The 18,795-nt window shown below is 69.0% G+C and carries 21 protein-coding genes; 7 read left to right on the top strand and 14 right to left on the bottom strand.

Going from position 1 to position 18,795, the window contains the following annotated elements:
* Nucleotides 1-7 precede the first annotated feature (7 nt).
* The 14 genes from JAN5088_RS15065 to fabD all read right to left on the bottom strand — a co-directional run bounded on the left by JAN5088_RS15065 (nt 8) and on the right by fabD (nt 11,570).
* Nucleotides 8-331 carry a hypothetical protein gene (locus tag JAN5088_RS15065; protein WP_055683641.1) on the bottom strand — a complete coding sequence of 108 codons (324 nt, stop codon included), beginning with the start codon at nt 329-331 and terminating at the stop codon, nt 8-10.
* A gap of 176 nt (nt 332-507) precedes the next feature.
* Nucleotides 508-1,125 carry a TetR/AcrR family transcriptional regulator gene (locus JAN5088_RS15060; RefSeq protein ID WP_055683640.1) on the bottom strand — a complete coding sequence of 206 codons (618 nt, stop codon included), beginning with the start codon at nt 1,123-1,125 and terminating at the stop codon, nt 508-510.
* Entirely contained in the window at nt 1,118-1,990 is an 873-nt protein-coding gene (ppk2, locus tag JAN5088_RS15055; RefSeq protein WP_055683639.1) for a polyphosphate kinase 2, read from the bottom strand. The genes JAN5088_RS15060 and ppk2 overlap by 8 nt, the downstream gene beginning before the upstream one ends.
* 96 nt (nt 1,991-2,086) lie before the next feature.
* The gene (locus tag JAN5088_RS15050; RefSeq protein ID WP_055683638.1) at nt 2,087-3,064 is read right to left on the bottom strand and encodes an alpha/beta fold hydrolase; all 978 of its coding nucleotides are present in this window, start codon (nt 3,062-3,064) and stop codon (nt 2,087-2,089) included.
* Nucleotides 3,039-3,953, bottom strand: a complete 915-nt coding sequence (locus JAN5088_RS15045) for a homoserine O-succinyltransferase (RefSeq protein ID WP_055683637.1) — start codon at nt 3,951-3,953, stop codon at nt 3,039-3,041. The genes JAN5088_RS15050 and JAN5088_RS15045 overlap by 26 nt, the downstream gene beginning before the upstream one ends.
* A gap of 33 nt (nt 3,954-3,986) precedes the next feature.
* Entirely contained in the window at nt 3,987-4,853 is an 867-nt protein-coding gene (locus JAN5088_RS15040) for a hypothetical protein (RefSeq protein WP_055683636.1), read from the bottom strand.
* Nucleotides 4,850-5,767, bottom strand: a complete 918-nt coding sequence (locus JAN5088_RS15035) for a DMT family transporter (RefSeq protein ID WP_055683635.1) — start codon at nt 5,765-5,767, stop codon at nt 4,850-4,852. The genes JAN5088_RS15040 and JAN5088_RS15035 overlap by 4 nt, the downstream gene beginning before the upstream one ends.
* A 116-nt stretch (nt 5,768-5,883) precedes the next feature.
* On the bottom strand, nt 5,884-6,978 hold the full coding sequence (locus tag JAN5088_RS15030) for an OmpP1/FadL family transporter (RefSeq protein ID WP_055683634.1): 1,095 nt from the start codon (nt 6,976-6,978) through the stop codon (nt 5,884-5,886).
* A gap of 196 nt (nt 6,979-7,174) precedes the next feature.
* The gene (locus JAN5088_RS15025; protein ID WP_267885390.1) at nt 7,175-8,038 is read right to left on the bottom strand and encodes a DMT family transporter; all 864 of its coding nucleotides are present in this window, start codon (nt 8,036-8,038) and stop codon (nt 7,175-7,177) included.
* A gap of 11 nt (nt 8,039-8,049) precedes the next feature.
* Complete coding sequence (gene ccmE / locus JAN5088_RS15020) at nt 8,050-8,493, bottom strand: cytochrome c maturation protein CcmE (RefSeq protein ID WP_055683632.1); 444 nt, start codon at nt 8,491-8,493, stop codon at nt 8,050-8,052.
* Nucleotides 8,494-8,507: 14 nt separating this feature from the next.
* Nucleotides 8,508-9,317, bottom strand: a complete 810-nt coding sequence (locus tag JAN5088_RS15015; protein WP_055683631.1) for a glutamate racemase — start codon at nt 9,315-9,317, stop codon at nt 8,508-8,510.
* Nucleotides 9,318-9,478: 161 nt separating this feature from the next.
* Nucleotides 9,479-9,712, bottom strand: a complete 234-nt coding sequence (locus tag JAN5088_RS15010; protein ID WP_055683630.1) for an acyl carrier protein — start codon at nt 9,710-9,712, stop codon at nt 9,479-9,481.
* A 158-nt stretch (nt 9,713-9,870) separates the two neighbouring features.
* Nucleotides 9,871-10,608 carry a 3-oxoacyl-[acyl-carrier-protein] reductase gene (fabG, locus tag JAN5088_RS15005; protein ID WP_055683629.1) on the bottom strand — a complete coding sequence of 246 codons (738 nt, stop codon included), beginning with the start codon at nt 10,606-10,608 and terminating at the stop codon, nt 9,871-9,873.
* Nucleotides 10,609-10,622: 14 nt separating this feature from the next.
* Nucleotides 10,623-11,570 carry an ACP S-malonyltransferase gene (gene fabD, locus JAN5088_RS15000; RefSeq protein ID WP_055683628.1) on the bottom strand — a complete coding sequence of 316 codons (948 nt, stop codon included), beginning with the start codon at nt 11,568-11,570 and terminating at the stop codon, nt 10,623-10,625.
* Between the two features lie 164 nt (nt 11,571-11,734).
* On the opposite strand from fabD, the gene JAN5088_RS14995 reads away from it, so the two are divergent.
* From JAN5088_RS14995 to fabF, 7 genes are all read left to right on the top strand, one after another.
* Entirely contained in the window at nt 11,735-12,949 is a 1,215-nt protein-coding gene (locus tag JAN5088_RS14995) for a cytochrome b/b6 domain-containing protein (protein WP_055683627.1), read from the top strand.
* Between the two features lie 55 nt (nt 12,950-13,004).
* Nucleotides 13,005-13,616: a holin-associated N-acetylmuramidase gene (locus JAN5088_RS14990; protein ID WP_055683626.1), complete on the top strand. Its 612-nt coding sequence runs from the start codon at nt 13,005-13,007 to the stop codon at nt 13,614-13,616.
* A complete protein-coding gene (locus JAN5088_RS14985; protein WP_055683625.1) occupies nt 13,607-14,116 on the top strand; it encodes a holin family protein in 510 nt (169 codons plus the stop codon). Before JAN5088_RS14990 ends, JAN5088_RS14985 begins: the two co-directional genes overlap by 10 nt.
* Before the next feature lie 73 nt (nt 14,117-14,189).
* A complete protein-coding gene (locus tag JAN5088_RS14980; protein WP_055683624.1) occupies nt 14,190-16,145 on the top strand; it encodes a heme lyase CcmF/NrfE family subunit in 1,956 nt (651 codons plus the stop codon).
* Nucleotides 16,142-16,603, top strand: a complete 462-nt coding sequence (locus JAN5088_RS14975) for a cytochrome c-type biogenesis protein (RefSeq protein ID WP_267885388.1) — start codon at nt 16,142-16,144, stop codon at nt 16,601-16,603. The genes JAN5088_RS14980 and JAN5088_RS14975 overlap by 4 nt, the downstream gene beginning before the upstream one ends.
* A gap of 78 nt (nt 16,604-16,681) precedes the next feature.
* Complete coding sequence (locus JAN5088_RS14970; RefSeq protein ID WP_055683623.1) at nt 16,682-17,458, top strand: enoyl-CoA hydratase-related protein; 777 nt, start codon at nt 16,682-16,684, stop codon at nt 17,456-17,458.
* Nucleotides 17,459-17,532: 74 nt separating this feature from the next.
* Complete coding sequence (gene fabF / locus JAN5088_RS14965; RefSeq protein ID WP_055683807.1) at nt 17,533-18,786, top strand: beta-ketoacyl-ACP synthase II; 1,254 nt, start codon at nt 17,533-17,535, stop codon at nt 18,784-18,786.
* Nucleotides 18,787-18,795: the final 9 nt, after the last annotated feature.

The following is an 18,795-nucleotide window of genomic DNA, read 5'->3' as shown; positions in this document are numbered from 1 at the left end:
TCACGGGTCACTCGGCCCGGATGACCGCGAAGGTATCCGCGCCGACCGAGGGGGCATAGCCGTAGGCGGTGGCACCTTGAAGGCCGCGCAGGTCGTTCAGCGTCTGCGCGTCGCTGTTGAAGTGGGCGTAGGCCTCTTCCTGCGTGCCCGCACGACGGGTCGAGACGACGGTGCGGCTGAGGTCGGCCGCCGCGAGGGAGACCTGATGGTTCGGGTTGCTGACGTCCTGATTGAAATGCGCGATGGCGCCGGCGGGTCCGGCCGGGACGCCGGCTGCGACGGCGGGGGCGGCAAGAAGGGCGATCAGGGCTGCGGAAATGGTGGTCTTCATGGGATGTTCCTTCATCGTGTTCGGGGCGAGCCGGCGGAGCGTGGGTTGCCTGCGCTCCGTCTTCGCCTGTGCCAACGATCTGGACCCGGACGTCTCTCACTTCAACGCACGGATACGTGCAAATGGGAAGATATAGGTTCTCTGACGCACAGTAGCTGTTCGCGGTCGCCCGGCCTTCAGCCGTCCGGCGCGACCAGCCCGAGACCGCGCAGGTAGATCCCGATGCCGGCCTCCAGCAGATCCTCGGGCGGGAAGGGCACGTTGCCGCCCGGGTTGCCGCGCGCGAACAACTCGACCACCCCATGCGACATGGCCCAGATGTGGGCGGAGAACATCGTAGCGGGCGGGCGGCGGTCGGCGGGGATGTGCTGCGACAACTCCTCCGCCGCGCGCTCCAGGATGCCGCGGGATCGGGCCACGGCGCGCGACAGGTCGGGCGTGGCATGGCGCGACAGGCCGGACTCGAACATCGCCATGTAGTGACCGGGATACTTGCGCGCGAAGGCCAGATAGGCCCGTCCCGTCGCCTCGAACGCGGCAAGGGCGGAGGGCTGGCCGGTCTCGTAGGCGTATTCCATCAGGTCGCCGAAGATCGCATGGCCCTGCAGGGCACATTCCACGATCAGGTCCTCGCGCCCCTCGAAGTGCCGATAGACGGCGGCGGGGGTGACGCCCGCCTGCTTTGCCGCCTCCGACAGGGTGAATCCGACGGGCCCCTTCTCGGTGATGAGCGCGAGCGCCGCATCGACCAGTGCCTGCCGCAGGTTGCCGTGGTGGTATCCGCGCTTAGACACCGGGCAGCCAGATCTCGGGGCCGCCGGCGATGGCTGCGTCAATGTCGAGCGCGTTCATGTCCCGCCCGGCGTAAGGCACCTGCCGCAGCACGGCGCGGATCGCGGCCAGCCGCGCGCGCCGCTTGTCGTCGGACCGCACCACCGTCCAGGGCGCCGCGTCGGTGTGGCTGCGCGCGAAGGTCTCGGCGATGGCTGCGGTGTAGTCGTCCCACCTGGCAAGCCCCTGGACGTCGATCCGGCTCAGCTTCCATTGCTTCAGGGGGTCGTCCTCGCGCTTGAGGAAGCGGCGCAGCTGCTCCGCCCGCCCGACGTTGAGCCAGAGCTTGACGAGGACGATGCCGTCGTCGACCAGCATCCTCTCGAACTCCGGCAGTTGCGCGAAGAAGCGTTCGCGCTGCTCCGGGGTGCAGAAGCCGAAGACATGCTCCACCACCGCGCGGTTGTACCAGGACCGGTCGAAGATCACCATTTCGCCGCGCGTGGGCAGGTGTTCGACGTAGCGCTGGAAGTACCACTGCCCGGCCTCGGTCTCGGTCGGCTTGCCCAGCGCCACGGTCCGCGCCACGCGGGGGTTCAGGTTCTCGCGCAGCCGCTTGATCGTGCCGCCCTTGCCGGCGGCGTCCCGCCCCTCGAACACCGCGCAGACGCGGGCGCCGGAGGCCTGCACCCAGGCCTGGCACTTGGCCAGCTCGATCTGGAGGGCCTGCATCGCCTCCTCGTAATCGCCCTTCGGCATCAGCGCATCGTAGGGATAGGCGTCGGTCAGGATGTCCTTCTTGCCTCCCTCCTCGATGGCGCGGCGGATGTCCTTCGGGGCCTCATGCTCGAAAAACCTCGTGATGGCGGCGTCGAAGGGCTTGGGCATGGTCGGACTCCTCTGGCCCCATGGGATATAGGATGGCGGGCGGGCAAGGGGCCAGCCCCCCGCGCTTCCATGGGTATCTGGAAAGCAAGAACGCGGTCAGGCCGCCGCGTTCGCGCGGTCGATGGCGGCGACGGCCGCAGCCGGGTCGGCGTGGTGCGGCATGTGGCCCACGCCGTCGAGCAGCGTCAGGTTCGTCGCCGGATGCCGCACCTTGAAAGGCAGGGCGTGGACATGATGCGGAACGATGGTGTCGGCGGTGCCGTGGACCCATTCGATGGGCAGGGCCAATTCGCGATAGCGGGCCTGCATCGCGGTGACATGGGGTTTCAGCCCGTTCACCTGCCGCCCGTTGCTTCGCAGGCTGTCGCGGCGCAGGGTCAACTGCGCGCCGATGTGGGCGAAGTATCCGGCGGGCATCGGGTCGGGGACGAAGATGCCTTGGGTGATCCGGCGCAGCAATCCGTCAGGCACGGCAGCCGTCAACAGCGGCACGGCAAGTCCGCCGCCCGCCGCCGATCCGGTCAGCGTGGGAATGGCGCCCAGCCCGCCCTGCCACTCCAGCGCCACGGGTGCCAGCAGGACCAGCGCCCGCGCCGGATGGCCAAGCCCCCAGGCCAGCGCGACGGTGCCCCCGAAGCTGTGTCCCAGCACCAGCGGCGGCCCGTCGCTCAATTCTGCGTAGGCTGCCGCGAGCAATGCGGCCTGTTCGGCCGGGGACTCGGCGCGGGAGGTGAAGGCACGGGCATAGGCCGGATCGGTGTTGCCGGTATATCCCAGCCCCGGCCGGTCGAAGGCGATGCAGCGATAGCGATCCGACAGGCGGTCGATCAGGTCGAAGGTGAAGTCGCGCAAATTGCCCGAGGCGCCGTGGATCAGCACGAGGTCCGGCCCCCGCCCGCGCACGACCGCATGGACGGGCACGGGGCGGCCCCGGAACGGCACGTCGAGGATGCAACCCTCGGGCGGGAAGGCCGCCTCCGCCGCCTGTTCACGCGCGCGGGCGCGGGCCTCCGTCACGAAGGCGCCGGCCGCGACCGCCGCGAAAAGCCTAGCGGCCGATCTGCGCGAGATCATAGGGCGTGGTCTGATAGATCTGGTTGATCCAGTTGCCATAGAGAAGATGCGCATGGCTGCGCCAGCGATTGAGCGGCTTCCGCGTCGGATCGTCGCCGGGATAGTAGTTGCCGGGCACGTTGATCGGCGTGCCGTTCTCGATGTCGCGCTCGTATTCCTTCTGCAACGTATCGCTGTCGTACTCGAAATGGTTGAAGATGTGGATCGCGCGGTGGGCCGCATCCTCGATCAGGCATGGGCCGGTCTCCTCGCTGCCCAGCAGGACCTTCATGCCCGCCGCCTCCACCTCGTCGCGGCGCAGTTCAGTCCAGCGGCTGACGGGGATGACGCAATCGTCCGAGAACCCGCGCAGATAGGGCGAGGACGGATCCTCGTTCGTCACCCGGAAACAGCCGAAGGCCTTGCGGTCCAGCACATGCTTGCGGACCCCGTGGAAATGCCAGGCCATCGCCATGCCGCCCCAGCAGACGCCGAAGGTCGAATGGACGTTGGTCTGCGTCCAGTCCATGACCTCGCGCAGCTCGTCCCAATAGGTCACGTCCTCGAACGCCAGATGCTCGATGGGCGAACCGGTGATGAGGAAGCCGTCGAACCTGCGGTCCTTCACATCCTGGAAGGCGTGATAGAACGTCTCCATGTGCTCGGGCGCGGTGTGGCTCGACTGGTGTTCCGTCATCCGCACCAGCGTCAGGTCGATCTGCAGGGGCGTCGCGCCGATCAGCCGGGCGAACTGCGTCTCGGTCGTGATCTTCATGGGCATCAGGTTCAGCAGGCCGATGCGAAGGGGGCGGATGTCCTGACGCGTGGCGGCGTCGTCGGACATGACCATCACGCCCTCGCGGTCGAGCACGTCGAAGGCCGGCAGGTCGCGGGGCAGCGTGATGGGCATGGCAGTCTTCCGGGGTCTGTGAAGGGGCCAGAGTTAGGTGCGCCGCCGGAGCTTGCCAATGGCCTCGGCCACCATGGCGGTCACATCGCTGGCATCGCGGGCGGTGGCGGCATCCTCCGCGCGCAGGTTGACGCCCCAGTTCGCGGCCATGGCGGCATAGCGCGGCTGGCGCGCGTCGATCACGGCGGCATAGCTGTGGCGCGCGAAGGCGTCGGGGTCCACCGTCTCCTCCGGCTCGTCGCCCGCGTAGTCCCGCCAGAGCGTGGCGAGGAACTCGGGGCGGTAGTACATGGGCTTCGGCGCCTTGGCGAAGCGCGCCTTGATCGTCTCGGTATGGTTCTCATCGCCCTCGATCCAGACGGGCAGGGTGCAGCGCGACAGCGTGGTCAGCACCTCGTCCCCCGGGTCGTTCGGGTCCACCACCTCGCAGATGGAGCCGCCGGTATCGCAGGCGAAGTTGGCATAGCCGTATATGTCGCGCGCGCGGTCGATGAAGGCGGGCGTGTCGAGCAGGGCGTTCACCTCGGCCCGGCGGTGCAGCGCCTGCCGGCGCGCGTATTCGGCAAAGGGCAGCCCGCCGCGCGCCGGATCGCCCGGTTTGCCCAGGAACGTGGAAAGCGGCGCCAGATTGTCGAAGGTGATGTTCGACCCGATGTAGATCGAATCCGTCCGCAGCAGATCGGCCAGGAACGGCACCTGCATCGCCTGCTTCTTGAGGTTGTCGGCGATGTGTTCGCCCATGTAGGCCGTGCCGATGCGGTAGTCGACGGAGTAGTGGAACCATCCGCCCGCATCGCGCAGCATCTGCGCCAGCCGCGTCTTGCCCAGCCCCGACATGCCGAAGAACGTCACCCGCTTGGCGGGGGCATCGGTCCAGTCCTGCGGCGTCTCGTAGATCATGTCCGTGGCGTAGCGACCCCGCGCAGTCGGCGCAACAGGCGACCGTCCAGCACGATCAGGCCGAGCGCCAGCAGGCCGAAACCGGCATAGACGTTGTGCGACAGAACCTCGTCCCGTGCCCAGGCGCCCAGCAGGATCGCGGTGGGCGCCACCAGCAGCGTGACCAGCATGGTGTTCCCGCTGCCCGCCATGGCGAGGACGCGGAAATAGAGCAGATAGGCGAAGGCCGTGGCGATCACCGCGTAATATCCGATGGCCAGGATCGTGTCCGCCTGATGCGGCACCACCGGCCCGTCGATGAGGAGCGCGGCGGGGATCATAACAAGCGCCGACCCGGTCAGCATGCCCGCCGCCGACATCTGCGGCGTGAGGCCCGGCAGGCGGGTGCGCGCCCAGACGCCCGCGAAGGCATAGCTGATCGTGCCACCCACCACGGCCAGTTGCGCGGCGGACCGCAGGTCGAAGCTCGTCAGGTTGTCGAGGCCGATGGCCGTCGCGACCCCGAGGAACCCGATGGACACTCCCGCCGCCCGCCGCGCCGTCAGCCGTTCGTCCGACAGCATCAGCGCCGCCACCAGAACGCCGAAGACCGCCGTGCCCGAGTTCAGGATCGACGTGAGCCCGGAGGAGATGTGCAACTGCCCCCAGGCCATCAGCGAGAAGGGGATCACGTTGTTGAGGAACCCCATCACGAGCATCGCCCCCCAGACGCGCGGATCGCGCGGTACGGGCAATCCGCGGATCAGGACGGCGAGCCACAGGACCACGGCCGCCACGCCCACGCGCCAGGCGACCGAGGTGAGCACGGGAACCTCGTCCAGCGCGATCCGCACGGACAGGAAGCTCGCCCCCCAGATCAGGGACAGAAGGCCCAGTTCGGCCCAGGCGCGGGGGGGCATGTCGCGGGTGCTCATGTCAGGTGGCTAGCGCCGCGCGCGGGCCCGCGCCACCCGGAACCTGCGCCAAAGGCGAAACGCCCCGTGCCGGTCGGGCGCGGGGCGTTTCGGTGTCGTGCGGTGCGGGGGGTGGATCAGAAGGAATAGCCGACCTTGAACCCGACCCCGACGGCCGAGTTGTCCTCGAAGGTCGCGCGGGGTTCGCCGGCCGTGGCGGGCCGGGCGTCGCCCACGCGGGAATAGCTGACGCCCCCCGAGAAGCGCACCGCGTCGGTCGCCTGATAGGTCGCGGCAAGCGTGATGCCCTTGCGTCCGTCGGCCGGGGCCAGCGGCGAGACCAGGTCGTCGGGGCCGCCGTCGGAATAGTTGAACGCGATGGAGGCGGCGAACTCGGGCGTGAAGCGGCGGCCGATGCCGATGCTGAAGTCGCGCCCGGTGTCGATGTCGGTCAGGCTGTTGCCGCCCAACCCCCGCGGCCGCACCGTGGCCACCTTGTAGTCGGAATAGCGAAAGTCGGCGAAGACCAGCGTATCCTTGGCGATGCCCGTCTGGAACGAGATGTTGACCGCCTTGGGCGTGGTGAGCGGCGTATCGGGTGCGCCGGGCCCTATGTTTTCGGTGGTCTCAAGATCATGGTCGATCTCGGAGAAATAGGTCGCCGCCAGCCGCAGCGCGATCTCGGGGATCTCATAGGCGCCGCCCACCTGATAACCCCAGGCGGTGTCGCCGTCGAAATCGGCGGAATAGCCGTCCAGCGGGCCATATCCGAAGCCCCGCAGATCGACGCTCGCGTCGATCGTCTGCGCGCGGATGCCGCCGTGGACGCTGAAGCGGTTGCCGAAGTCATAGCGCAGGAGCCCGGTCAGCGACGTCGAATTGAGCGTCGCGGTGGTTTCGCCGAAAGCGACGCTGCGGCCCGTGGGATAGAGGGTGTCGGCGCCATAGGGCTGGTCCAAGATGATCGCCATGGAGACGCGGTCGTTGATCTGCTGCTTGTAGCCGAACGACCCCTGGATATAGCTTTTGGCCACGTTGCCGGTCTCGCTGCCCCCGAAGGCTGCGTCATCCTCGCCGTCGACCTTGGGCGAGACGCGCCCGAAGCTGAGTTCGACGTAGTTGCCCTCCTCGAACAGGATGTCGATGTCCTGGCCCGACCGGTCGAGCCCCCCGGCGACAGCGGTGGCGGTTCCGGCGAAGGTGGCCAGCACGGCGAGTGTATAGCGGTTCATGTGATCCTCATCCCTGTTGGGGTCCGGTCGGCCGGACCCTGAGCGCCGCGCCCGGTGGTTTCCTCCCCGTGGTCGCGGCGTCGTGCCAATCCGATGCTTCGAGGATACTACAGGTCAAACCGGACCCAACGTCACGAATCGAACGCGGCGTTCTTTGCGCCTTACTATGGCGCTTCGGCAACAAAACCGCGCCGGATCAACGGGCCAGCCGGATGTTCGCCCAGGCCGCGCCGAAGGTGACGATGCCGCCGATCAGGACGAGGGGGTCCAACGGCTCCGCATAGAACAGCGCGCCCACCGCGGCGGCCAGCGGCAGCCGCCCGAAGTCGATGGGCATGACGGTCGAGGCCGGTGCCAGCCGCAGCGCATTGGTCAGGCACCAGTGCGCGGCGAGCCCCGCCACCCCGATCAGCACCACCCAGGGCAGCGTCACCGCATCCGGCAGGGCGATGTCGCCGTCGATGCCGGCGCAGATCAGGCCGAACATCAGTTGCAGGCCCGTCAGCCAGAACAGGATGCCCATCACCGTCTCGTCCCCCGTTAGCTTGCGCGTCAGCAGGTTCGTCAGCGCGAAGGCCACCGCCGCCATGGCGACCCAGATCAGGCCGGGCGAGGGGGCGGCCGAGAACGGCTGCGCGATGATGAGAACGCCCGCGAAGCCCACCGCCGCGACGGCGAGCTGCACCCGACGCACCGATTCCCCCAGGATCAGCGGCGCCAGCAGCAGGACCCAGAGCGGGGCCGTGAACTCCACCGCGAAGACCTGCGCCAGCGGGGCGAGCGAGATGGCGAGGAACCAGAGGTTCTGCCCGGTGAAATGCGCGACGTTGCGGACGACATGCAGCCGCAGGTTCTTCGTCTTCACCTCCCGCAGGCGGCCGGTCGCACGGCCGATCGCCAGCACCACCAGAAGCCCGGTGCAGGAGCGGTAGAGCATGATCTCGAAGGTATCGAGGGAATGGCTCACCTCGCGCCCGGCGACGGCCATGGACACGAAGGCCAGGATGCTGCCCAGCATCCAGGCGACTGCCCTGAGCGTCTGCGGCTCCGCCCGGGGGATGGACGCGGAGGTCAGCTTTCCGGCGCCTGATAGACGCCCTGATCCTTCAGCGCGTCGATGACTTCCTTCGGCATGTAGGTTTCGTCGTGACGGGCAAGGATTTCAGTGGCCTGGAAGGTGTCGTTCACGTAACTTCCGGTGCCCACCATCCCCTCGCCCTCGCCGAACAGGTCGGGCAGGACGCCGGTGTAGGACACGGGAACGGAGGCCCCGCCGTCGGTCACGCGGAAGGTGATCGTGGTGCCGTCGCCGCGGATCAGGGTGCCCTCCTCGACCAGGCCGCCGATGCGGAACACCTCGTTCGGGGGCGGGGGCGCCTCGGCCACCTGGCTGGGCGAACGGAAGAAGTTGATGCCGTCCTGGAAGCCATAGACCACAAGCGCGGTCGATCCGGCCAACGCCACCGCGGCGATGGCGATGATCTGGATGCGGCGGGTCTTTTTCAGCGATCTCATGGTGCGGCCCCCTCTCAGGCAGCGGTGAACGTCAAGGGCCGGCGCAGGAACTGCGTCGCGCGGGACGACACGCGGTCGGGGTCGCCGGTCGTGAGCATCCGCGACGTCCCGCCATCGGCCATCTCGGGCCTGCGGGACAGATAGTCGGCGAGGCTGTCGGCGACAATATCAGCCTGGCTCAGCACGGTCACACCGGGGCCGAGCGCCCGTTGGAACGCATCCTGCACCAGCGGATAATGCGTGCAGCCCAGGATCGCCGCCTGCGGGTCGGGCATCTTGCGGTGCAGGGCATCGACGTGGCTCTGCACCAGCGCCTCGGCAAGGATCATGTCGCCATCCTCGATCGCGTCCACCACGCCGCCGCAGGCCTGCGCTTCGACGTCGACGCCGATGGCGCGGAACGCCAGTTCCCGCTGGAAGGCGCGGCTGGCGACGGTGGCGGGGGTGGCGAACAGGGCGACCTGGCTCACGGCGACCTGGCGGGGCGGTGAATTGTCGCCCCAGTCGCGTTCGGTCAGCGCCTCGATCAGGGGAACGAAGACGCCCAGCACGCGCTTGCCGCGGGGCACTCCAGCCTCCTGCATCCGGCGGAGGGCCGCGGCGGAGGCCGTGTTGCAGGCCAGCACGACGAGGTCGCAGCCGCCGTCCCACATGGCATGGACAGCCGCGCGCGTCAGGTCGTGGATGTCGTCAGGGGTGCGGACGCCGTAGGGCGCATGGGCGTTGTCGCCGTAGTAGGTGACGGCGAGGTCCGGCATCCGGCGCGTCACCGCGTCCCAGACGGTCAGGCCGCCCAACCCGGAGTCGAAGATACCGACGCTCATGAATACGGCCCGTCCCGTGCTGCGCGCGCGAAGGCGCGGCGTCTGACTAGACCCGTTCGCTGGCAAAGGCCAGACGCCGCCGCTGCCCACGCGCCTTCGCAGATATGCAGGCACGAAAAAGGGCGCCCCTCGGGGCGCCCGTTCCCGCGATCCGGAGGGGATCAGGAGTTGGCTTTGATGAACGTCACCGCATCGCCGAAGGTCTGGATCGACTCGGCCGCGTCGTCGGGGATCTCGATCCCGAACTCCTCCTCGAAGGCCATGACCAGCTCGACCGTATCGAGCGAGTCGGCGCCGAGATCGTCGATGAACGACGCGTTCTCGGTCACTTTTTCTTCCTCGACGCCCAGGTGTTCGACGACTTTCTTGCGGACACGGTCCTCGATGTCGCTCATGGTTCTACCTCATCTCGATGCCCGGTTCCGGGCTTGTCAGCATGACCTTGACCCCATGCCGGGCCGCCCGTCAATATCGGGCCCGGGGATCGCCCCCGGAAATTGTGCGCTCCCTTTATCATGGGGGGACGCGATGGCAAATCGTTTGTGGCGGCCCTTCAGGACATCACCATCCCGCCGTTCACATGGATCGTCGCACCGGTGCAATAGGCCGCTTCGGGCGAGGCAAGAAAGACGACGGCCGCCGCGACTTCGTCGGGTGCGCCCATGCGACCGGCGGGAATCAGCGCGTTGATGCGGTCCTTCTGATCGTCGGTCATCCGGTCCGTCATCGGCGTGACGATGAAGCCCGGAGCCACCGCGTTGACCGTGATGTTGCGCGTCGCGACCTCATAGGCAAGCGACTTGCCCATGCCCACGACCCCCGCCTTGGTCGCGGCGTAATTCGCCTGACCGGGGTTGCCCTTCGTCCCCACGACGGAACCCACGTTGATGATGCGGCCCCAGCGGGCCTTGATCATGCCGCGCAGCACGCCGCGCGTCAGGCGGAAGGTGCTGGTCAGGTTGACGTTGATCACCTCGGCCCAGTCCTCGTCGGACATCCGCATGAACAGGCCGTCCCGGTTGATGCCGGCGTTGTTGACGAGGATGTCGACCGACCCCATCGCCTCGACCGCTTGGTCCGGCAGCGCGGCCACGGCCTCCGCGTCCGACAGGTCGCAGGGCAGGACATGCGCCCGCTCGCCCAGCTCGGCCGCCAGCGCGTCGAGCGGGTCACGGCGCGTGCCTGACAGGCCGACGGTCGCCCCCTGCGCGTGGAGCGCGCGGGCGATATGGGCGCCGATGCCACCCGATGCCCCGGTAACGAGCGCGGCTTTTCCTGTCAGATCAAACATCTACGGGCCTTTCTTCAAGTGGATTCAATTGAATGTTTCGCATGCGAAACATCCTGGGAAGTACCGATCTGGAGCGTCGCCAGATCCTTGTCGATGCGTCTGACCATGCCAGACAGCGCCTTGCCGGCCCCGATCTCCCAGACTTCGGTCACGCCCAGCGCCGCCATGCGCGCCACGCTCTCGCGCCAGCGGACGGATCGGGTGACCTGCTCGACCAGGAGCGAGCGGATGTAGGTCGGGTCGCTCGTCGCGCTTGCGGTGACGTTCGCGATCAGCGGGACGACGGGCGCCGCGATGTCCACGTCGTCGAGCGCCTGGGCCATGACGCGCGCGGCGGGGGCCATCAGCTTGCAGTGGAAGGGTGCCGAGACCGGCAGCAGGATGGCGCGCTTGGCGCCGTGGTCCTTCGCGATCTCGATGGCGCGTTCCACCGCCTCCCGGTGGCCCGAGACGACGACCTGCGCGGGGTCGTTGTCGTTGGCCGCCTCGCAGACCTGGCCCTGCGCGGCCTCCCGCGCGACCTTGCGCGCGGCGTCGAGGTCGAGACCCAGCAGCGCCGCCATTGCGCCCACGCCGGTCGGCACGGCGTATTGCATCGCCTGCCCCCTGATCCGCAAAAGCCGCGCCGCATCGGCCAGCGCCAGCGATCCTGCGGCCACGAGTGCGCTGTATTCGCCGAGCGAATGACCCGCGACATAGGCGGCATGGTCCGCCACGGTGATTCCCTCCGCCCCCAGCGCGCGCAGCGCGGCGACGGAGGTGGCCATCAGCGCGGGCTGCGCGTTCGCCGTCAAGGTCAGCGTGTCGATGTCGCCCTCCCAGATCAGCGTCGACAGCTTCTCGCCCAGGGCCGCATCGACCTCGTCGAAGACGGCCTGCGCGGCGGGATAGGCCTGGGCGAGGTCGCGTCCCATGCCGATGGTCTGGGCACCCTGGCCCGGAAAGACGAAGGCTCGCGTCATGGTGCTCTCCCGATTGCGTCCCAAGGGGTCTAGCTGGCCGGAGGGGGCCGCTCAAGGGCGGGGGCTGCGAATGGCGCACGGATGCTGTGCGAAGCCGAAGGTTTCCGGCAGGGCGCGACGGGGTGTAGGGTGGCGCGCGAACACCCTGCCGACCGGAGGCCCCGATGATCCGCCGCACCGAAGCCACCAACACCGAAGCGACCTATGGCTGGGTGGAGCGCGCGTTCCACTGGTCCATCGCGGTGCTGATCCTGACGGCGCTGGTGCTGGGCAAGCTGGCCAGCGACGCGCCCTATGCCAGCGACGCGGAGCTGTCGCGCAAGGCATTCCTGTTCAGCTTCCACAAGACGGTGGGCGTCACGATCTTCCTCGTCGCGCTGGCGCGGATCGTCTGGGCCGTGTCGCAACCCCGGCCGAAGCCTCTGCACGGCGGGATCGAGGGGTTCGCGGCGGCGGCGGTGCACTGGCTGCTCTATGGCTCGCTGGTGCTGGTGCCGCTGCTGGGCTGGGCGCATCACGCGACGTCGCAGGGGTTCGCGCCTATCTGGTGGCCGTACGGCGTGCTGCCGGACCTGCCGAAGGACCCCGTGCTGTCGGAACGGCTGGGCATCCTGCACGTCATCTTCGTGCGCGTGCTGGTCGTGTCGCTGCTCTTGCACATCGCGGGAACGCTGAAGCACATCGTCATCGACCGCGACAAGACCTTCGCCCGGATGTGGAGCGGGGCGGAACCCGAGACCCTGTCCGCCGCGCGGCCGCACGTCCTGCCCGTGGCGGTGGCGGGCACGGTCTGGGCCATCGCGCTGGGCGTCGGGCTGGCGCTGACGCCACCCGAGGGCACCGCGGCGCCGGCCGGATCGACGGCGGTCGGGGGCGCGTCGAACTGGACGGTGGAGGAGGGCACCCTGTCCATCTCGGTCACGCAGATGGGCAGCGCGGTGACGGGCTCCTTCGCCGACTGGCAGGCGGCCATCGACTTCGATGAGACGCCGCTGACCGACGGCACCAACGGCACCGTGGAGGTGTCGGTGGCCACGGGGTCGCTGACGCTCGGGTCGGTATCGACGCAAGCCACCTCGGCCGATTTCCTGTCGTCGGAGGCCTTTCCGACCGCCACCTTCGACGCGGCGATCCGGGCGGAGGGGGAGGGCTATGTCGCGGACGGCACGCTCGACCTGCGGGGGGTGACGATCCCGCTGGTGATGCCCTTCACGCTCGACCTGGAGGGGGACCGGGCAGTGATGGCGGGCCAGGTGATGCTCGACCGGCGCGACTTCGGCATGGGCGAGACCTATCCCGACGAATCGAGCGTGGGCTTCGGCGTCACCGTCGACGTCGCGCTGACCGCCGTTCGGAGCGATGCGGTAACGGATCGTTAACCGCTCGACCTGAGGTTCCGTGCTTCGGGAAACTTGAGCATGGGAGGGTCGGGCCATGCTGTCGGTTCGCGCCATCGCAGAAGAAATCGTCGCCCGCGAGGGCGGTTACGTGAACGACCCGGACGATCCGGGCGGGGCCACGAACCATGGGGTCACCGTGCACACGATGCGCGCCCTGGGTCTGGACCTGGACCGCGACGGCGACGTCGATGCGGCCGACGTGCGGGCGCTGCCCCGCGCCAAGGCCGTGGACATCTTCGTCGAGCACTACTTCGACCGGCCGAAGATCGGCGCCCTGCCGGAGGCCCTGCAGCCGCAGGTCTTCGACATGCAGGTCAACGCGGGGGCCAACGCCATCCGCATCCTGCAACGCCTGCTGGGGCAGATGGGGCAGGTGGTGGCCGTGGACGGGCGGATCGGGTCGCAGACCATCGCAGCCGCCCGCGCGGCCCATGCGGCGGCGCCCAACCATCTGGCCGACGCCTACGGCATCGCGCGGCGCAACTGGTACTATGCGCTGGCCGACCGGCGGCCGTCGTCGCGCAAATACGTGCGGCGGCGCGACGGGGGCAAGGGCGGCTGGATCCTGCGGGCGGAGGAGTTCGTCTCGACCCGCTATCGCCTGACCGACGCGCAGCACCGCGAAAGGGTCGCATCATGGGCATGATCGGGGGGCTGGTCGCCGGATCGGGCGCGGTCGAGACGCTGGGCCGCGCCGCGCTGGGGCTGACGCAGGCGCTGCGCCCCGACGCGACGGAGGGGCAGCGGCTGGACCATGAGGGGCGGCAGGCCGCGCTGGAGCAGCTGGGCGACGAGTTCGCGCTGGACCGGCGGGGCCTGTTCGACCGTTGCGTCGACGGGCTCAACCGCCTGCCGCGTCCGATGCTGGCGCTGGGGACCATGGGCCTGTTCGTCTATGCCATGGCGGAGCCTGTGGGGTTCGCGGCGCGGATGGAGGGGCTGGGCTATGTCCCCGACCCCCTCTGGTGGCTGCTGGGCGCCATCGTGGGGTTCTATTTCGGCGCGCGGGAGCTGCACTACGTCCGCCGTCCGCCCAAGGTGATCGCGCGGCCCGCCCCCGTCCATTCCGCCTGGATTGCGCCCGCCGACGGCGGTGCCGACCTCGACAACCCCGCGCTGCGCGACTGGAAGGGCGCGCAGGGCTGAGCGGCGTTCACGCACCCGCGACCGCGCGTCGCCCCCCATTGGCGGCGGCGCGCGGAACGCATAGACAGGGGCCATGATCGCAGAGCTTGGCCACTTCACCCTCATCACCGCCTTCGCGGTCGCAATCGTCCAGATGATCGTGCCGATGATCGGGGCGTGGAAGGGATGGTCCGGCTGGACCGCCGTCGCCGCTCCCGCCGCCACGCTTCAGGCCCTTCTGGTGGCGTTCAGCTTCGCCGCGCTGACGGTTGCCTTCGTCACCTCTGACTTCTCGGTGCGGTTGGTGGTGGCCAATTCGCATACCGACAAGCCGATGCTCTACAAGATCGCGGGCGTCTGGGGGAACCACGAGGGCTCGCTCCTGCTCTGGGTGCTGATCCTCGCGCTGTTCGGCGCGGCGGCGGCCTGGTTCGGGGGGCAGCTTCGTCCCAGCCTCAAGGCGCGCGTCCTCGCCGTACAGGCAAGCGTCGGCGTGGCATTTTACGCCTTCATCCTGTTCACCTCCAACCCGTTCGAGCGGATGGCCCTTCCGCCCTTCAACGGCGAGGATCTGAACCCCCTGTTGCAGGATCCCGGATTGGCGTTCCACCCGCCGTTCCTCTACCTCGGCTATGTCGGTCTCAGCATGGCGTTCAGCTTCGCCGTCGCCGCCCTGATCGAGGGGCGTGTGGATGCCGCCTGGGGCCGCTGGGTCCGGCCCTGGACGCTGGCCGCCTGGCTGTTCCTGACCATCGGCATCGCGTTGGGCTCCTGGTGGGCCTATTACGAACTCGGCTGGGGCGGGTTCTGGTTCTGGGACCCGGTCGAGAACGCGAGCTTCATGCCCTGGCTGATCGCCACGGCGCTCCTCCATTCCGCCATCGTGGTCGAGAAGCGCGAGGCGTTGAAGGCCTGGACCATCCTGCTGGCCATCCTCGCCTTCGGATTTTCCCTCATCGGGACGTTCATCGTGCGCTCGGGGGTGCTCACCTCGGTCCACGCCTTCGCCAACGATCCGGAGCGGGGGGTCTTCATCCTGCTGATCCTCGGCATCTTCACCGGCGGCGCGCTGGTGCTCTATGCGCTGCGGGCGCCGGTGTTGCAGGCGCGGGGCGTCTTCGGCGTGGTCAGTCGCGAATCGGCGCTGGTGGTGAACAACCTGCTGCTGGCGGTCTCGGCCTTCGTCGTCTTCGTGGGCACGATCTGGCCGCTGGTGGCCGAGATGGCCTTCGGGCGCACCCTGTCGGTCGGGCCGCCGTTCTTCAACGCGGCCTTCACGCCCTTCGTCATCGCGCTGGGCATTATCCTGCCGCTGGGGTCGATCCTGCCGTGGAAGCGGGGGCGGGCAAAGGCGCTGCGGCCCATGCTGCCGGTCGCGGTGCTGGCGCTGGCCGTCGCGGGGCTGGTCTGGGCGATGGACACCGGCCAGTCGCTGGGTGGGCCGCTTGGGGCCGCGCTGGGCGTCTGGCTGGTCGCGGGCGCGGCGGTCGACCTGATGACGCGCACGGGGCGGGGCCGCTGGTCGGACCGGCTGGGCCGCGTGACGCGCCTGCCGGGGGCCGACTGGGGCAAGGCGCTGGCGCATGGGGGCTTGGGCATCACCATCTTCGGCGTCGCCGCGCTGACCGCCTGGCAGCGCGAGGCGATCGAGGTCCTGCAAGTCGGCGACCGCCTGTCCGAAGGCCGCTATGAGGTGGTGCTGACGGGGGTGAACCGCGTTCAGGGCCCGAACTACGTCGCCACGCGGGGCGACTTCGCCATCTTCGACGACGGGCGGGAGCTTGGGACGCTGCACCCCGAAAAGCGCGTCTATCCCGTCGCGCGGATGCCCACGACCGAAGCCGGGATCGACAGCGGGTTCACCCGCGACATCTATGTCGTCATCGGCGACCCGCAGGCCGGCGGGGGCTGGGCGGTGCGGCTCTATATCAAGCCTTTCGCCAACTGGATCTGGGGCGGGGCGATCATCATGGCGCTGGGCGGCCTTCTGTCGCTGGGCGACCGCCGCTACCGCGTCGCGGCGGGCGCGCGCAAGGTGCCGGCGGAGTGACCGCGCTCCGGCGTGCCCTGCTGGCCTTGGCGGCCGTGCTGGCCATGGGGAGCCCCGCGCTGGCCGTGCAGCCCGACGAGGTGCTGGCCGATCCGGCGCTGGAAGCGCGGGCGCGCGACCTGTCGAAGGGGCTGCGCTGTCTGGTCTGCCGGAACGAATCCATCGACGAGAGCAATGCCGACCTGGCGCGGGAGTTGCGGATCGTGGTGCGCGAACGGCTGGTCGCGGGCGACAGCGACGCGCAGATCATCGACTATCTGGTGTCGCGCTATGGGGAATACGTCCTGCTGACGCCGCGCGCGGACGGGTCGAACCTGATCCTTTGGGGGGCGCCGATTCTGCTGATCCTGATCGGCGGGGGGGTCGCCGCCGCGGCGGTCACGCGCCAGCGCAGGCCGCCCGAGGCGGCGCTCGACCCGGCGGAGGAAGCGCGGCTGCGGGAACTGCTCGACGATTGACGGCGTGCGTGCCGCGATGTCCGCCTTTCGCGCGCGTCGCCCCGTGCTAGGGTCCGCCCGACCGATGCGGAGGACCACATGAACTACCAGACGATCACCCTGGAGGAGGAGGACGGCACCGCCGTCCTGACCCTGTCACGGCCCGACGTGATGAACGCGCTGTCGACGCAGATGCGCGCCGAGATCCTGCATGCGGTGCGCGCCGCCGAAGGGTCGGCCCGCGCGCTGGTGCTGACCGGGGCGGGGCGGGCGTTCTGTTCGGGGCAGGATCTGGGGGACGGCGCGAACCTCGATTCGATGGACCTGGAGCGGGTGCTGCGCGACGAATACGAGCCGATGCTGATGTCCATCTTCGACTGCACCATCCCCACCGTCGCCGCCGTCAACGGCGCCGCGGCGGGTGCGGGGGCGAACCTGGCACTGGCCTGCGACGTGGTGATCGCGACCGAGTCGGCCGTGTTCCTTCAGGCCTTCACGCGGATCGGGCTGATCCCCGACGCGGGCGGCACCTATTGGCTGCCGCGTCAGGTGGGGATGGCGCGCGCGATGGGGGCCGCGCTGTTCGCCGAGCCGGTAAGCGCGCGGCAGGCCGCCGACTGGGGCATGATCTGGGAAGCGGTGCCCGACGAGGACTTCGCCGACCATTGGCGCGGCCGGGCGCGGCATCTGGCGCGGGGGCCGTCGCTGGCCTATGGCCATGTGAAGAAGGCGATCCGGCAGAGTTACCAGAACGGTCTGGCCGAGCAACTGACGCTGGAGGCGAAGCTGCAGGGCGAGGCGGGGCATTCGCGCGACTTCAAGGAGGGGGTCATGGCCTTTCTGGAGAAGCGGCCCGCGGACTTCCGGGGCCGCTGAACGGGGGTCTGCCTTGAGGGGCGGGCGAGGCGCGTGTATCAGGCGCCAAAGGCTTGGAGGTCGGGTTTATGGAATTGCGCCGTGTCGTCGTGACGGGTTTGGGAATGGTGACGCCGCTGGCCTGCGGCGTGGAGGAGACGTGGCGCCGCCTGATCGACGGGCAATCGGGCGCGGGCACGATCACCCGCTTCGACGCGAGCCACCTGGCCACTACCTATGCCTGCGAGATTCCGCGCGGCGATGGCAGCGATGGCACCTTCAACCCCGACGACTGGATGGAGCCGAAGGAGCAGCGCAAGGTCGACGATTTCATCCTTTACGGCATGGCCGCCGCGCAGCAGGCGGTGGAGGATTCCGGCTGGACCCCGGGCGAGGAGGGCAAGCTGCGGACCGGGGTGATGATCGGATCGGGCATCGGCGGGCTGGAGACCATCGCGGATACGGCCGTCCTGCTCAAGGAGCGGGGACCGCGGCGGGTGTCGCCCTTCTTCATTCCTTCAGCCCTTATCAACCTTGTGAGCGGACAGGTAAGCATTCGATATGGTTTCAAAGGTCCTAACCATTCCGTCGTCACCGCCTGTTCCACCGGCGCCCATGCCATCGGCGACGCATCGCGCCTGATCGCGCTGGGCGATGCGGACGTCATGGTCGCGGGCGGGGCGGAAAGCCCGATCTGCGAGATCGGTATAGCCGGTTTCAACGCTTGCAAGGCTTTGTCAACGAAGTGGGGCGATGAGCCGACCAAGGCCAGCCGCCCCTATTCGGAGGATCGCGACGGCTTCGTCATGGGCGAGGGCGCGGGCGTCGTCGTGCTGGAGGAATACGAGCACGCCAAGGCGCGGGGTGCGAAGATCTATGCGGAGGTGCTGGGCTACGGCATGTCGGGCGACGCCTATCACATCACCGCGCCGAGCGAGGACGGCGACGGGGCCGAGCGGTCGATGCGCGCCGCGCTGAAGTGGGCGGGGCTCGCGCCGCGCGACGTGGATTACATCAACGCCCACGGCACCAGCACCATGGCCGACACCATCGAGCTGGGCGCGGTGGAGCGGATGCTGGGGGACGCGGCGGCCAGCGCCACGATGTCGTCGACCAAGTCGGCCATCGGGCACCTTCTGGGGGCCGCGGGCGCGGTGGAGGCGATCTTCTGCATCCTGGCGATGCGCGATCAGATCGCGCCGCCGACGCTGAACCTCGACACCCCGGCGGTCGAGCCGCGCCTGTCGCTTGCGCCGAAAGTGGCCGAGAAGCGCAAGATCGACGTGGCGCTGTCGAACTCCTTCGGGTTCGGTGGCACAAACGCCTCGCTTGTCTTGGGCAAGGTTTAACTTCGGGAC

The organism is Jannaschia rubra (genome assembly GCF_001403735.1).
Taxonomy (GTDB): Bacteria; Pseudomonadota; Alphaproteobacteria; order Rhodobacterales; family Rhodobacteraceae; genus Jannaschia; species Jannaschia rubra.
The sequence above is the reverse complement of the archived record's forward strand: the minus strand, read 5'-3'. Positions and strand labels throughout refer to the sequence as shown.